The organism is Hyunsoonleella sp. J2K-J805, assembly GCF_057167125.1.
Genome location: NZ_CM169901.1, coordinates 2,614,727 through 2,629,241 on the forward strand (window position 1 = coordinate 2,614,727; position 14,515 = coordinate 2,629,241).

Consider the following 14,515-nt stretch of genomic DNA (forward strand, 5'->3'; position numbering starts at 1 on the left):
AATGATAATGAACAAACCTGTAAAATCCATATTTGGGCTTAAAAGAGGGGTCATAACGATAAAATGCCGCAATAGCCTAGGCTAATTATTGAGTACACAACAGCACAAATGAATAAAATTTTTGCTGTTTTCGGTTTTCTTCGGCCTAAGATAAAAGAAATTATAGCAAGTATCAGCGGTACACCTATGAAAAAGAGTAACATTAAATAAATGGTTAATGCATAATCCAATACTGCAGCAATTAAAGTTGTCATAAACTATTATTCCTTAATTCCTCTAAACGCTTACGTTTATCATCCCGATACAACAAATTCATCGTTTCAAACGGAATAATCTTGTTGTCTTTATCCACAATATGCACACAAGATTTTTTTATGGCGCGCACATCAAAATTGTAAGCATCAATAAATTGCATGATAATAATACGAAATAAATTGTCATACCCTAAGTTTGGCGCTTCAATATTTGGCAAACAACACATAATGCTTTTTAGGTTTTCCTCGGCAACTTCTACAGAGTTTCCTGTACTAAACAGTTCAATCATTTTCCCATGCAGTTGCTCATCTTGCTCGTAAATAATCGTATTTTTACTATTATCCAGTAAATCGTTTGGGTTAATATATCGCGTTAACGGAAACACCTCACCATCTAATTTTAAAGCATAACCCATTACTAAAGCATCAGGATTACAAGGCACAGGTAGTAAATCGTCCGAAGTAAAAATATTGGTTTGCTCCATAATCTTTCGGCGCACTTCGGTAAGCGTCATTCTATCGGTTTCAGGATTAAAATTATCCAAACGCCCTGCAATTTGAGTCGGCTGAAATGTTACCCCACGCACACATTTTTGTTGCAACGCAAAGTCAATAATTTTTCCAATTTCATGGTCGTTCAACCCTTTTTGAAGTGTTACCACCAAGGTTGTCGATAAATTTAGCCTATTCAAATTTTCCAGAGCTTGCGCACGAATCACCCATAAATCCGCACCACGTAATTCTTGCAATACGGTATTTTCAAAAGAATCAAACTGCAAATAGATTTCAAAATCAGGCGCGTAGGTTTTTAGGCGTTCAGCAAAGGCAAAATCCTTGGCAATTTTTATCCCATTGGTGTTTAGCATCAAATGCCGAATAGGCAACGATTTTGCATAATCCATAATGGCCCAAAAATCAGGATGAATCGTCGGTTCCCCACCCGAAATTTGTACCACATCAGGCTCCTTTTCATTCCGCACGATAGTATCCAACATCGCCTTAACCTCCTCCAAAGTACGATGCCTCCCGTAGGTTGGAGAAGACCCCGCATAACAAGTAGGGCAAGTTAAATTACAACGGTCCGTCACTTCAACCACCGTAAGGCAGGAGTGCTGCTCATGGTCTGGACACAACCCACAATCATAGGGGCACCCATAATGCGTTTTCGTGTTAAACGTATACGGCGTTTCACTCGGCTTATTGTAGTTTCTAATGCTCTTGTAGTACTCAATATCGTCCGCAATCAACACCTTAGAATTCCCGTGTTCCGTACAACGCTTCAGCATATACACCTTCCCATTTTCAAACACAATTTTTGCATCCACACGCTGTAAACACTCAGGGCACAAGCTCAGCGTAAAATCGTAATACGTATATTTTCTTGTTGGCATTTTTTGTAAGTTTTTTGGGCGTTACCCACAAGGGGTCGGGCTTTCACTACTCAATCCCTCCTGCGTCGGGGATTTCAAACATGCCGTTCAATCCCTAACGCGGGTGTGTTTGCTATCTAAGTGTTTCAAGAGGGTTTTATATTTTTTTTGGATGAGTTCGTTTACTGGCTTACGGATATGCGTCGTTTTAATACTTCGATAAACTCAGTACAGGTGACTTATATCCGACGGTAAACGAAGTTATCGTTTTTTTCTGATAAAGTCAAGGTACAATCACATCATACCACATTCAATTTTTAATTAGTTTAGCTATTGTAGTTCCGTAGTAAAGTAAACAAACCACACATAAAATCTGAATCGTGCTCAACCCAAATACAAAAGACACATTCGGTTTTAAAAATTCAATACAAAATCGAAATCCGAAGTAAAGAATCATAAACCATTTAAATAGGTCGCCATTTGGTAATTCACGATGTTTTTGGAGCCATTTCAAGCTAAAAAAGAGCAGTAATAAAAAAAGCAATTCATACAAAGAAGTGGGGTGACGTAATAGACCATCACCCAAATCCATTCCCATAAAAAAATCCGTTTCCTTACCATAAGTAAACTCATTGATGCCCGATAAAAAACAGCCAATACGCCCAATAAAAATCCCCAAAATAATAGGAAACACAAACAAATCTCCTGACGATTGGGTTTCACCAATATATTTTTTAGCGAGTTCCACACCTAAAAGCCCACCAAATAACCCGCCCATAATGGTTTTGGTGTTAAGTAATTGAATAATACCTTGTTGCAACCATTCAAACACAGGATTTTCTAAAATCCCCACCACACGAGAGCCAATCAAAGCCCCCAAAGCAGCCCCAAGAATAATGGATAAGCGATTATTAGACGAAATATGGTCTTTGCTTTTCCGACGTAGCAACACATAATATCTAAACGCCAAAAAGAAGGCGAGATATTCTAAAATCAAGTGAATGTTTATATTATAGCCAAATATCTCAGGCTCAAAAGGGATTGCCAATTATAAACTAATTAAATACCTAAAATTTTAGCATCAACGGCGAAGACGGCAAAAAATTCAACCTCATAAGGCTCTGTCGTGGTTTCATCTGCTACCGCTGTAACACGTAACTTAAATGTGTCTTCTTTTAAATAGCTTGCAAGCTCATCGTTTGTAACTGTAAGCTCCAAGGTTTTTGAGTTGTTGTCGGGAATATCTAAAAGATAACCAATTTCAACTTCATCATTATTTCCTGCGCTTATCGAAATTCTAACACTATCCAAAAAATTAAAATTTGCTATTTCTGGACTTTTTAGGTTTATGGTGAGTGATTTTAAGATAATACTCTCTATTAAATCTGCATTGGTATTGTTGTTTTCAAAAGTTGTTTCAGAATTACTTTCTATATCTGGTGTAAAAAGGCTCACGGGTAAACCAACTATTTTTACAGGTTCTACGGTGTAGTCCGTCGTGTAATCCATGTCAAATTTGGTAAGTTCGTCTATTACATCACAATTTTGTAATAAAATAAAACACAAAAACAGTCCGATAGATTTTATTTTCATAAGCATAAAATTCAAGTAAATATAAGGTTTTAAGAGAATACTTATTTAAACCGATAAAACTATTATTTTTGCACAAAAAAAGTATTGGTAAAAATAGACAACATAGAATTAGGTGAATTTCCATTGCTTTTAGCACCTATGGAGGACGTGAGCGATCCACCGTTTCGTGCCTTGTGTAAAGAGCAAGGTGCCGATGTTGTGTATACCGAGTTTGTGTCTAGCGAAGGCTTAATTCGTAACGCAGCTAAAAGCGTTATGAAGTTAGATATTTACGAAAAGGAAAGACCTGTAGGAATCCAAATTTTTGGAGCCAATTTAGATAGCATGCTCCAAACCATCGATATCGTGGAGCGTTCTAAACCAGATATTATCGATATTAATTTTGGTTGCCCTGTTAAAAAAGTGGTGAGTAAAGGTGCAGGTGCAGGTATTTTAAAGGATGTGTGTTTGATGGAAAAGCTCACTGCGGAAATGGTGAAACGTACCAACTTACCAGTTACCGTAAAAACCCGTTTGGGTTGGGATCATGATTCCATAAAAATTGTTGAGGTAGCAGAACGTTTACAAGATGTGGGTATAAAGTCTATTGCAATCCACGGACGTACACGTGCGCAGATGTATAAAGGTAGTGCCGATTGGAAACCTATTGCAGCGGTAAAAAACAATCCAAGAATGCACATTCCTGTGTTTGGAAATGGCGATGTTGATACGCCTGAAAAAGCAGCAGAAATGCGTGACAGTTATGGATTGGATGGTGCCATGATTGGTCGTGCAAGTATTGGCAATCCGTGGTTTTTTAAACAGGTAAAACACTTTTTTGAAACAGGAGAGCATTTGGCACCAATTTCTTTGGAAGAACGTGTGGAAGCAGCCCGCAGACATTTGCAAATGTCCATCGATTGGAAAGGTGAAACCTTAGGTGTTTTTGAAACACGTCGCCATTACACGAATTACTTTAAAGGGATTCCACATTTTAAGGAATACCGCATGAAGATGGTAACCAGTGACCATTCCGAAGATGTGTTTGCAGCTTTTGATGAGGTTTTGGAGAAGTTTGCGGGGTATGAGTTTATATAAACTAGCCCCCTAACCCCCGAAGGGGGAATTCCTACTCAAACGTAAAAGGCTTTTTGTAACTAAAACACTAAAATGGCACGTCAGTTCGAGTGATTCCGCTTGAGCGGAATTGTATCGAGAACTATTTGAAAGGTCAAATAATTTTCAAAGTAAAAAATGAAAAATCACATCAAAATCATCTACTGCACCCAATGCCGCTGGTTGTTGCGCGCCACTTGGATGTCCCAAGAACTCTTAACTACTTTTGCTGATGAAATCGATGAATTGACATTGGTTCCCGGTACTGGAGGTATTTTTGAAGTTTATGCCAACGACGAAAAAATCTGGTCGCGCAAGGAGATGAATGGTTTTCCTGAAATCACCACATTGAAGAGGCTTGTAAGAGATGTTATTGCTCCTGATAAAAGTTTAGGGCATATTGACCGAAAAAAATAGAATTACTTTTAACCCACTCTTGGCTCCGCTTACTTCGATATGCACAGTACAGCTTTTTAGAGTAGACACTCAAACAAAATCATGCATAACAGTTTCCCTCCTAACAAGGAGGGATTAAGGGAGGTGTTTCTATTATAATTCTTCTCATTTTTTTACCTTAGCAATCAACATTTTAAAAACATCTGCTATGTTTAAAAAAGCACTTTTCAGTCTCGGATTTTTGTTTTCGTTTGCTATTATCACTGCGCAAGAACCATATCAATTTAAGACAATAATTGATTTAGAAGCTACACCTGTTATTAGTCAAGGCAATACAGGAACGTGTTGGAGTTTTTCGAGTACCTCGTTTTTAGAATCCGAAATTATAAGACTTACCGGAAAACAGATTGATTTATCAGAAATGTACACCGTACGTAATACGTATCCCAAAAAGGCTGAAAACTTCGTCATGCGACAAGGAAAAGCCCAATTTAGCGAAGGTGGTTTAGCACACGATGTATTAAAGTCTGTGGCGGAATATGGTTTGGTGCCAAACACAGCGTTTAGTGGCTTATTTGAGGGTGAAACCAATCACAACCATGCAGAATTAGTGGCCATTTTAAGAAGTATGGTAGAAACCTATGTGGATAATCCTAGTAAAAAACTTAGCAAGAAATGGAAACCAGCCATTGATGCGGTACTATCAGTTTACATAGGGAAAAACCCTAAGTCTTTTGAGTATGACGGTAAGAGTTACACACCAAAGTCCTTTTTAGAAATCACAAAAATTAATCCATCAGATTACGTAAGTATTACATCCTTTACCCATGCGCCATTTTATTCAAAGTTTATTTTGAATATTCCAGACAATTGGAGTAACGGAAGTTTTTACAACGCACCTCTTGATACTATGATGGCAACAATTGATAACGCTCTTGAAAACGGATTTACCGTTGAGCTAGATTGCGATGTGAGCGAACGGACATTCTCATCCGAAAGTGGTGTTGCCGTAATTCCAGAGTCTGCCGAAAATAATAAAAAAGCACTAGAAGCCATTTATCCAGAAAAACAAATTACCCAAGAATACAGACAAGACGAGTTTGAAAACTTTACCACAACCGATGACCATTTAATGCACATTACTGGGCTATTAAAAGACCAAAATGGTACTAAATATTACAAAGTAAAAAACAGTTGGGGTACAGATGCCTCAAGAAATGCCAATGGTGGCTATGTGTATTTTAGTGAAAGCTATATGCGTTTAAAGGCGATTAGTATTACGGTGCATAAAGATGCTGTGGGAAAAGAATTGGCAAATAAGTTGGGGTTATAGAAGTTTTGTTTTTTTGGGCAAATGGCAAGCCACCGCGCTATCCGTTACTAGTTTTGGCTCGATGCGCGCCTCGCCAAAAGCTAACCACTACTATCGCTTTTGCACGTATCTGCTAGCGTAATTCTCATTACATTACTTATGTGTTGTTTTTTATAGGCTTGTACAATATTTTCTACATAAATTTTGATATTTTTACAGTCTAATTTTTTTATAATGGGCAAAATAGCGACAACTGTAGAAGAACAAATATGTAAGCTGAAAAAGCGCGGTATGCTCATGGATTGGGGAGATGACAAAGCAAAAGAAGTATTGTTAGATATTGGGTATTATAGATTAGGATTCTATTGGAATCCTTTCGAAATAGATAATGATCATAACCTTCAAAAAGGAACAAAGTTTTCAGATGTAGTTAAACTTTATTATCTAGATACAGATTTAAAACATATACTTACCAAAGCTATAAATAGAATAGAAATAAACTTTAAGACTCAGCTAATCTATTATGCATCTACCAAATATGATAAAAACCCTACTTGGTTTGCTGATAAAAAAATAGTTTCTAAAACTTTCGTAGATAAATTCCCTAGTTTTTATAATAATAAGTTTAAATCTGATAATAGACCAATAAAAAAGCACCATAAAAAATACCCTAATGATATTTACGCACCAGCGTGGAAAACTCTAGAGTTTTTAACTTTTGGAAGCGTAATTACATTATACTTATCCATTTACAATACAGCTTTAAAGGAAACTATAGCAAAACAATATAATATAAAGAGCATTAACGTTTTCGAAAATTTTCTTTTAACGATATTGTTTATTCGAAATATTTGCGCCCACAGCGATTTGTTATTCGACTCTAACACACCCAAGGAAATTTATACAACACCAATACTTAAGTTCAATAATAATAATCGTCATTGTCTTGATTCATCTATTAAAGTAATATTATACTTTTTAAAAGAAATCTCTAAAAGCCGCCATGATATTATTTATGATGAAATTACAAACCTGTTTAACAGTTTTCATGGTAATGATGTGATTCAAAATATTATTGAAAATAAGATAGGCTATACTAAAGAAAAGGCATAGTATTTGATTATTTTATAGAAATATCGTACATTTGTACCCACAGTGCCCAACCAGTCATTATGCATTGGTGCTGCACTTTAAAAAATTGAAAAACAAAAACCCAGACAAGCTCTGGGTTTTTTATTTCTTAAAATTTAGCAAGGGTGCCGTGTATTGGTTGTACAATTCAAACAAAAATTCTATTCTAGACGTTTCGTTGGTAAAGGCTTGTGGGCGGTAACACAAATCTACAGCCTTATCTAGTGCTTGGTGGGCTTTTACCAGTTTTGGTGGCATGGTTAAAGGGTGGTACAAATCTGCAAGACTGCTCTCTGGAAACGCTAAACGCACATCTAAAACTTTTTGCGCTTTGGCTTCTACGTTTTGTTTGTTTTTAGCGCTAGGGTCTTTGGGCCAAGGGAAGTTATTATACACTATGGAATTTGAATAATTGTAATCACTTTTCATCCTACCACATGTATAACGCATCCATGCCATATGCATTAAACTTGTTACTACACCAAAAATATATGGAGACGCATCAGGTAAAGCCGTAGCTCTATCGCTTATGATAACATCTTTATTTAAATATCCAATTGGAACATAGACCCTATTTTCCGATGATACTCTCGGTATTAAAAGATAATCGGTGTCTGGTTGCCTATCTTCAATAAAAAGAGTTGGAAAATCTGCCCATTTTTTTGTTGCTAACTTTTTACTTGTCAACCTCATCTCTTTAACCCTTTTTACTCTTTCTAACACCAATGGCATTTTTTTTAAATCATTTGGATTGATATCCTTCAACCATAAGCACCAACGCCAATCATTATTTATATATTCCTGACTCCCTACAAAAGGTTTAATATATTTTTCAGCTAATGGATTATTAAAAATCAATTCAATTTTTTCTTCATCTGTTAATATTAAATTTCCTCCATCAACAACTTTACTTCCATTAATCATAGATGGCACATTGCAAATTGGGTTCCTAATAGGCGCCAAATAAATATCAGAACTATTAACGAGGTAAGGATTAATATTTTTGACTTTTATCTCTTGTGGCTCTCCTTTAATATCTTCATATGAATAAATTAATTTTTCTTTTCTATCAAAAAATGCAAACCCAATGATAACAACATGTACAGCCGCTTTTCCTTTGGCTTCATTAGTCCATTTAAAGGTTCTATGCGCAAAATTTATTCTAACTTTTGAAACATTAAATAATTGATTCCATAAAATAGAAACTTGTTCTCCTTGGGTTATAGAATTTGTAGAAACAAATGCGACTTCAATTTTTGAGTTTTGAATGTACTTTGCTGCTTTCACAAACCAACATGTTACATAATCTGCACCAGATACATTTTTGGCATCATATAAACTTATTATATCTTCCTTTTGTTCTATGGACTGAAAGTTCTTCCCTATAAACGGCGGATTCCCAATAATATAACTCAGTTCCTTTTTTGCAACAACGGCTTCCCAATCTATTCTCAACGCATTACCATGCACAATTTTAGCTGCTTTTTTAAGCGGTAGGCGTGCAAAGTATTCACCAAATTCTTCGCTTACGCGCATATTCATTTGGTGGTCTATTAGCCACATGGCTACTTCGGCTATTTTACTGGCAAACTCGTCGTACTCGATGCCGTAAAACTGGTCTACATCTAGCCATAAAATACTTTCAATATTTGTGGCTATTTGGGTTTTAAACAATTGGCGTAAAACATCTATTTCTAAAAGGCGTAACTCGCGGTAGGTAATTATTAAAAAATTACCGCTACCACAGGCTGGGTCTAAAAACTTTAGGGTAGATAACTTATGGTGAAACTCGCGTAGTTTATTGGTGTTTGTTTTTACTTTTTCAAACTCGGCACGTAAGTCATCTAAAAACAGTGGTTTTATAAGCTTAAAAATATTTTTTTCGCTGGTGTAATGCGCGCCCAAATTGCGGCGTTCTTCGGGATTCATTACACTTTGAAATAGCGACCCAAAAATGGCGGGCGATATTTTGCCCCAATCTAGCGCTGAGGCTTCTAGTAAAATAGTACGCATACTAGAATTAAAGGAGGCTATGGGCAACATTTCTTCAAACAGCTTACCATTTACATACGGAAACTGGTTGAGGTGTTCGTCTAGATTTTTTAGTCGTTTATCTTGTGGAGTGTTTAACACTTGAAAAAACTGCGCCATAAGTGCGCCTAAATCGCTGCCGTCTTCGTTGGTTTTTAGTTCTACAAATTCTTTAAAGGTGTTGCGTTCAAAAATACTGGTATCGTCTGCAAATAAAATAAACAGTAAGCGTACCAAATATACTTCTAGATGGTGCCCTTGGTAACCAAAAGCTTCCAGTTGGTCGTGTAGTTTGCCCATTAATTCGGCAGCTTTTATGTTTACAGGATCTTCTTCTTGAAAGGTGCGTTTTTGGTAACCTGCTATAAAGCCAAATAGTTTTACGTTTTTGTAAAGCTGGGTTACCGGAAATTCGTGTTCGGTACCTTCGTCGAGATTGTAAAGTTTTATTTTGGCAAAGTCTGATACTAAAATGTATTTTGGTAACTCATGCTCTTTAATACCTGGAAAATAGTCGGTGGCTTGTGTGTAGGCTTTTTCTAAATTTTTGTTTTTAGATTTATGTTCCACCAGCAGTGTGCCTTTCCAGAACAAATCTATAAACCCTTGGTTGCCACTTAGTTTTTTTACGGGCTCTTCAAAAGTAGCTACGCGCCTTCTGGAAATGCCAAATACGTGGAAAAACTCATTCCAAAAGGTGTCTTTTTCGGCACGTTCCCTACTTTCGTCTGCCCATTCGTTTGAGAATTTTAAAGCCCTGTCTTTAATTTCGTTCCAGCTAAGTGCCATGTAGTTTTTTGATTTTACGTAAATGTAAGGGATTACAACAGTAAATAAAAACGGAATTTTTAGTTTATAACGGTAGCTAGCAAGTACACCCCGCGAGAAGGATTGCAGCGGCATCCTTTTTAATACGGAGGCTGAGGCTCTCGAAGCCGCAGTAATAAAAAGATATAGCGGAAAGCCTGTTTGCCATTTTTTATGGCAACTCGCCCAAAAAATTTAATTTCCAGTAACTAATTTTTCCGTAACTCTAGTAGCACTAATTTTAGACGATAGAATGCCTAGAACCGAAATGGTGAGGAACACGATGATAAAATTTTCTAGCTTGATGCTTACAGGGTATGCCAGCGTTGGTGTGATGGGAACAAGACCAAATGTTTGTTGTAAACGCACTATAAGAAATCCTAAAAATAGCCCGACAGAACAGCCAATAAGTGTGATAGCTGACCCTTGAAAGAAAAAGATTTTTCGCATATTTTTTATGGTAACGCCCAAATTGTAAAGGGTGTTTAGTGATTGTTTTTTTTCTAAAATCATCATGATGATAGAGCCAATAACGTTAAAAATTAGTAATGCTGATACTAGCGTAAGTAGTAGGTATATTAGCAGGTTTTCGCTATTAAGCATTTTGTATAGTGCATCGTTAAGCTGTACTCTATTTTTAATAGCTACTTTGTTGCCAAGGATGGTTTGGAGTTGAGATTTTATTACGGTTTCGTCAGCGCCATCTTTAAGTTTAAACTCTATGGCTGAAATTTGGTTGGGTTTGTAGTTTAGTAATCGTCTGGCTAAACTTATGGAGGCGTATACATACGTGTCATTTAGCTTTTCGTTAATATCAAAAATACCAACATTAACGGCTCTAACAGTATTAAAGGCGTTTTTGGTTGAAGTTACTTGTCCTTTTCCAGGTTTAGGCACATAAATATTAATGCCTTTGGTATAATCTAAAACACCAAAAGAGAGGTTTTGCGATACGCCCCAGCCTGCAACAACTTGATTGGTTTTTTGCTCTAGCCAATTGCCGTAACGAACTACAGAATCTATACTGTTTACTTTGTTAAAGTTTTCGTCTACCCCTTTTATTCTGGCTAAATAGTTTTTACCTTCGGAGTAGACGATAACGTGTTCTTCGATAATTTCCGTGTATAGTGCAACATCATCAATGGCATGTAGTTTTTTGCGTTGTTCCTCGGTTAGTATAAACGATTTGCCAATTATAGTTTCGACTTTTAAATCGGGATCTACAATAGTAGAAAACTGTAGGGTAAAGTCTTTTAGTCCGGCAAATCCAGAAAGCACAATAAATAACGAAGCTGCACCAATAACCACACCCAGAAGTGCAATTATGGTAATAAAATTAATGGCATTGTTGCTGCTTTTAGAGCGCAAATAACGTTTAGCGATGTATAAGGAAAAACTCAACTACGATTTTTTTCTTTTATCCAATAAGTCTGGGTTTTCAAGCGGGTTATCTTTCCCTTTGAGAGACTGTTCTATTTTATCGATATACTCCAAAGAATCGTCAATAAAAAATTCTAAATGGGGCATACGGCGCAACTGATTTTTGGTACGTTGTGCCAATTCATGGCGAATTAATGGGGTGTTGCTTCTTATGCCCTCGATAAGTGTTTTGCCCTTATCATTTGGGAAAATACTTAAATATACTTTTGCCACCGATAAATCTACAGTAACCTTTACTTTTGAAACCGATATAATAACACCCTGCATCCCGCCTTGGGTAGCGGCACCTTGTAAGACATCTGCTAAATCACGCTGTAAAACACCTCCTATTTTTTTTTGTCTTTGACTTTCTTCCATAAAAATTAATGTAACATTAATTGTGTCACCATGCAAAAATAAGGGATATTTTGTATCTTTCTGTAAAAGTAATACCTAATGAATAAAATAGAACACATAGGAATAGCGGTAAAGAGTTTAAAGGACTCCAATACACTATTTGAAAAGCTGTTTGGCGCCCCAAATTACAAGGTTGAAGAAGTGAAAAGTGAAGGCGTAAGTACCTCCTTTTTTAAAGTTGGTGAGAACAAAATTGAACTGCTAGAAGCAACAAAAGAAGATAGCCCTATTGCTAAATTTATTGAGAAGAAAGGTGAAGGCATTCACCATATAGCGTTTGACGTAGAAGATATAGGAGCTGAAATTAAGCGATTGCAAGATGAAGGTTTTATTGTGTTGAATGAAACTCCAAAAAAGGGCGCTGATAATAAGCTGGTAGCGTTTTTACATCCAAAATCTTCTAATGGTGTACTAATAGAGTTGTGTCAAGAGATAAAGGATTAAATTTTCTTGCTAAGAAATAAAAATAGTAGTAATATTGCACTCCAATTTCGGGTCCTATAACTCAGTTGGTTACCTGCCTACCTGCCGGTAAAGGCAGGCAGGGAGTATCTGACAAAAACAAATTTTATGTTTGTTTACGTTCTGAAAAGTGAAAAAGACGGAAGGTTTTATGTTGGTATGACCGAAAATGTTGAAAAACGGTTAAAGCAACATAACGCTGGAAGAACCAAAAGTACAAAGGGCTATTGCCCGTGGAAATTGTTTTTCTTTGAGAATTTTAATACTAGAGAAGAAGCAAGAAAGCGAGAAAAGTATTTGAAATCTGGTTACGGAAAGCAGTGGATAAAAGAAAAATATAACCGGTCCTATAACTCAGTTGGTTAGAGTATCTGACTCATAATCAGAAAGTCCCTGGTTCGAGCCCAGGTGGGACCACCTTAAAGCCTAAGCTATTTTTAGTTTGGGCTTTTTTCTTTTTTGCAAAAGCTAGATTTTAGGTTAGAAAAAATAATTTAAAGACTTATGGTACATATTTTGTGGCATTTTAAGAATTAGCTAAAACATTAATTCTTAATCCTATCCACTATGAAATCACTACCGCTGTTGCCTTTGAGTTTTTTAATAATCTTGTGTAGTACGTCATTCGCACAAGGCAATATTGATGATTGTCAAACTAAACTTTCCATTTTTCATGAATATGTCAAAGCAAAAAACTATAGTGCTGCTTATGAACCCTGGACTTTTGTAAAAAACAATTGTCCCGATTTAAGTATTGCCGCTTACGTTGATGGTGAAAAGATTTTGAAAAATAAAATTGAAAATTTCAAAGGTAATGAGAAACGAAACTTTGTTGAGGAGTTAATTGAGGTATTTCAAAACCGTCTTAAATACTTTGGGAATAAAACAGACAAAGGAAAATATCTAGCGAAGATATGCCAATTAAGATTTGACTATAGGGACATACTTCAAAAGGATGTGAAAAATTTGTATGATTGTTTTGATGCAGCTTATATTGAAGATAAGGGCACGTTTGCTCATCCAAAGAGCCTTTACTCCTATTTTTCATTAATTGTAGACTTATATAATGCTGGGGAAAGACCAATTGAAGATGTGTTTGACAAATATGACGATATCATGGAAAAGATTGAGGAGGAAATAAAAAACTATTCAGAAAAGCTAAACAAACTAATTCAAAAAGAAGAAGGTGGCACAAAATTGACTAAAAGGGAAATAAAGCGTAAAGATGTTTATCAGGATTATCTCAAAAATTACGATTTAATTTCTAAGAATATTGATGTTAAATTAGGGGCTATAGCCGATTGCGAAAATTTAATTCCGTTATACAAGAAAAATTTTGAAAACAATAAAGCAGATAAAGTATGGTTAAAACGTGCAGTAACCAGAATGTACCAAAAAGATTGTACCGACGACTCATTATACGAAAAACTAGTTAAAGCCTATGATGCTATTGCGCCTTCGGCAGAAACAAAAATATATATTGTAACAATTTTAATGAAAAATGGAGGAAGCTCTTCAGAAATAAACAAATATTTAGATGAAGCTTATGATCTGGAAACAGATTCATATAAAAAATCCAAAATAGCATATCGAATAGGTTTAATTCTTAAGAAAAAGAAAAGTTTTTCCAAGGCTAGAACCTATTTTAGAAATGCGTTGAAGCTTAACCCTTCAAACGGAAAGCCCTATTTAGCAATTGCAGCTATGTATGCCGATAGTGCCAAAGACTGTGGTGATACTAATTTTAATAAAAGAGCAGTATATTGGCTCGCAGCCAGAGAAGCAGCAAAAGCCTCAAGGGTAGACCCAACTTTAAAAAAGGCAGTAGACCAAAGTGTAAGACGATATAATGCTTTAGCGCCTTCTAAAGAAGACATTTTTAAATGTGCTTGCTCGGGTAAAATTATTAAAATAAAATGCTGGATCAATGATAGTGTTACTGTGCCCAAACTCTAGTTAAGCCATACTTTTATTTAGTTGTTTATCGTTTGTTAATAATTTATTGGGATTACCTCCCTCGTCATCGAATCTTTTTTATATTTGTTGTGTAATTATTTATAAATAAAGGGATTAATTATTTTTTGTAATTATACTTTCGCTGACGTTTTTGCGTTAAATAATCTGGTGGGCAGTTAAATAAAAATGCACTTCATCGATGTTTTTTAACGTTTTATGGATGTTTTTTTATGAAATTTCTTTTTCTAAGTCCCTTTTTTTTATACATTTGC

At 35.8% G+C, this 14,515-nt stretch carries 13 protein-coding genes and 1 tRNA gene; 8 read left to right on the forward strand and 6 right to left on the reverse strand.

What is annotated here, in order from left to right; translation table 11 throughout:
• Positions 1-250: 250 nt before the first annotated feature.
• The 3 genes from AC1B0Z_RS11595 to AC1B0Z_RS11605 all read right to left on the reverse strand — a co-directional run bounded on the left by AC1B0Z_RS11595 (position 251) and on the right by AC1B0Z_RS11605 (position 3,217).
• Positions 251-1,645 carry a radical SAM protein gene (locus AC1B0Z_RS11595; protein WP_483792209.1) on the reverse strand — a complete coding sequence of 465 codons (1,395 nt, stop codon included), beginning with the start codon at positions 1,643-1,645 and terminating at the stop codon, positions 251-253.
• Between the two features lie 289 nt (positions 1,646-1,934).
• Positions 1,935-2,672 (reverse strand): prolipoprotein diacylglyceryl transferase, encoded by a 738-nt coding sequence (locus AC1B0Z_RS11600; RefSeq protein WP_483792210.1) that lies wholly within the window; start codon positions 2,670-2,672, stop codon positions 1,935-1,937.
• A gap of 11 nt (positions 2,673-2,683) precedes the next feature.
• Positions 2,684-3,217: a hypothetical protein gene (locus AC1B0Z_RS11605; RefSeq protein ID WP_483792212.1), complete on the reverse strand. Its 534-nt coding sequence runs from the start codon at positions 3,215-3,217 to the stop codon at positions 2,684-2,686.
• Positions 3,218-3,301: 84 nt separating this feature from the next.
• Here AC1B0Z_RS11605 and dusB point away from each other — a divergent pair, with 84 nt between their 5' ends.
• The 4 genes from dusB to AC1B0Z_RS11625 all read left to right on the forward strand — a co-directional run bounded on the left by dusB (position 3,302) and on the right by AC1B0Z_RS11625 (position 7,133).
• Positions 3,302-4,294: a tRNA dihydrouridine synthase DusB gene (gene dusB / locus AC1B0Z_RS11610; RefSeq protein WP_483792213.1), complete on the forward strand. Its 993-nt coding sequence runs from the start codon at positions 3,302-3,304 to the stop codon at positions 4,292-4,294.
• Positions 4,295-4,450: 156 nt separating this feature from the next.
• Positions 4,451-4,729 (forward strand): Rdx family protein, encoded by a 279-nt coding sequence (locus AC1B0Z_RS11615; RefSeq protein ID WP_483792214.1) that lies wholly within the window; start codon positions 4,451-4,453, stop codon positions 4,727-4,729.
• Between the two features lie 187 nt (positions 4,730-4,916).
• Positions 4,917-6,041: a C1 family peptidase gene (locus tag AC1B0Z_RS11620; protein WP_483792215.1), complete on the forward strand. Its 1,125-nt coding sequence runs from the start codon at positions 4,917-4,919 to the stop codon at positions 6,039-6,041.
• A gap of 213 nt (positions 6,042-6,254) precedes the next feature.
• Positions 6,255-7,133 (forward strand): Abi family protein, encoded by an 879-nt coding sequence (locus AC1B0Z_RS11625; protein WP_483792216.1) that lies wholly within the window; start codon positions 6,255-6,257, stop codon positions 7,131-7,133.
• A gap of 120 nt (positions 7,134-7,253) precedes the next feature.
• Here the strand turns inward: AC1B0Z_RS11625 and AC1B0Z_RS11630 are convergent, their stop codons facing one another.
• The 3 genes from AC1B0Z_RS11630 to rbfA all read right to left on the reverse strand — a co-directional run bounded on the left by AC1B0Z_RS11630 (position 7,254) and on the right by rbfA (position 11,786).
• On the reverse strand, positions 7,254-9,971 hold the full coding sequence (locus tag AC1B0Z_RS11630) for a DNA methyltransferase (protein ID WP_483792217.1): 2,718 nt from the start codon (positions 9,969-9,971) through the stop codon (positions 7,254-7,256).
• Between the two features lie 213 nt (positions 9,972-10,184).
• Entirely contained in the window at positions 10,185-11,390 is a 1,206-nt protein-coding gene (locus AC1B0Z_RS11635) for an ABC transporter permease (RefSeq protein ID WP_483792218.1), read from the reverse strand.
• Positions 11,391-11,786: a 30S ribosome-binding factor RbfA gene (gene rbfA, locus AC1B0Z_RS11640; RefSeq protein ID WP_483792219.1), complete on the reverse strand. Its 396-nt coding sequence runs from the start codon at positions 11,784-11,786 to the stop codon at positions 11,391-11,393.
• A gap of 78 nt (positions 11,787-11,864) precedes the next feature.
• Here rbfA and mce point away from each other — a divergent pair, with 78 nt between their 5' ends.
• The 4 genes from mce to AC1B0Z_RS11660 all read left to right on the forward strand — a co-directional run bounded on the left by mce (position 11,865) and on the right by AC1B0Z_RS11660 (position 14,243).
• Positions 11,865-12,269, forward strand: coding sequence for a methylmalonyl-CoA epimerase (gene mce, locus AC1B0Z_RS11645; RefSeq protein ID WP_483792220.1), 405 nt, complete (start codon positions 11,865-11,867; stop codon positions 12,267-12,269).
• A 126-nt stretch (positions 12,270-12,395) separates the two neighbouring features.
• On the forward strand, positions 12,396-12,653 hold the full coding sequence (locus tag AC1B0Z_RS11650) for a GIY-YIG nuclease family protein (protein ID WP_483792221.1): 258 nt from the start codon (positions 12,396-12,398) through the stop codon (positions 12,651-12,653).
• Positions 12,631-12,704 (forward strand) — tRNA-Ile (locus AC1B0Z_RS11655). The genes AC1B0Z_RS11650 and AC1B0Z_RS11655 overlap by 23 nt, the downstream gene beginning before the upstream one ends.
• Before the next feature lie 150 nt (positions 12,705-12,854).
• A complete protein-coding gene (locus AC1B0Z_RS11660; protein WP_483792222.1) occupies positions 12,855-14,243 on the forward strand; it encodes a hypothetical protein in 1,389 nt (462 codons plus the stop codon).
• Positions 14,244-14,515 lie beyond the last annotated feature (272 nt).

Coding starts and splice junctions, on each gene's coding strand:
- AC1B0Z_RS11595 (WP_483792209.1), bottom strand. CDS start 1,645: ATGCCAACAAGAAAATATACGTATTACGATTTTACGCTGAGCTTGTGC.
- AC1B0Z_RS11605 (WP_483792212.1), bottom strand. CDS start 3,217: ATGAAAATAAAATCTATCGGACTGTTTTTGTGTTTTATTTTATTACAA.
- AC1B0Z_RS11615 (WP_483792214.1), top strand. CDS start 4,451: ATGAAAAATCACATCAAAATCATCTACTGCACCCAATGCCGCTGGTTG.
- AC1B0Z_RS11620 (WP_483792215.1), top strand. CDS start 4,917: ATGTTTAAAAAAGCACTTTTCAGTCTCGGATTTTTGTTTTCGTTTGCT.
- AC1B0Z_RS11625 (WP_483792216.1), top strand. CDS start 6,255: ATGGGCAAAATAGCGACAACTGTAGAAGAACAAATATGTAAGCTGAAA.
- AC1B0Z_RS11630 (WP_483792217.1), bottom strand. CDS start 9,971: ATGGCACTTAGCTGGAACGAAATTAAAGACAGGGCTTTAAAATTCTCA.
- rbfA (WP_483792219.1), bottom strand. CDS start 11,786: ATGGAAGAAAGTCAAAGACAAAAAAAAATAGGAGGTGTTTTACAGCGT.
- mce (WP_483792220.1), top strand. CDS start 11,865: ATGAATAAAATAGAACACATAGGAATAGCGGTAAAGAGTTTAAAGGAC.
- AC1B0Z_RS11650 (WP_483792221.1), top strand. CDS start 12,396: ATGTTTGTTTACGTTCTGAAAAGTGAAAAAGACGGAAGGTTTTATGTT.
- AC1B0Z_RS11660 (WP_483792222.1), top strand. CDS start 12,855: ATGAAATCACTACCGCTGTTGCCTTTGAGTTTTTTAATAATCTTGTGT.